The following is a 203-nucleotide window of genomic DNA, read 5'->3' on the forward strand; positions in this document are numbered from 1 at the left end:
CGGCCGCCTGGTCGAGTGGACCGCCCGGATCCTCGGCCGCGAACTGGACATCGTCCGCAAGGCCCCCGACCAGCGCGGATTCCAGGTCCAGCCCAAGCGGTGGACGATCGAGCGCACGTTCTCGTGGCTCACCGCCCACCGTCGCCTCGCCCGCGACTACGAGACCAGCCCCGCCCACTCCGAGACCATGATCCGCTGGGCGA

General features: G+C 71.4%; 1 protein-coding gene. It reads left to right on the forward strand.

Features of this window, described 5'->3' with window-relative positions; all coding sequences use genetic code 11:
* Nucleotides 1-203, forward strand: a 203-nt coding sequence (locus IH44_RS0140380) for a transposase (protein WP_030464806.1), incomplete at both ends; no start/stop codon positions are given.

Source organism: Kitasatospora sp. NRRL B-11411 (assembly GCF_000721345.1).
Lineage (GTDB): Bacteria > Actinomycetota > Actinomycetes > Streptomycetales > Streptomycetaceae > Kitasatospora > Kitasatospora cineracea.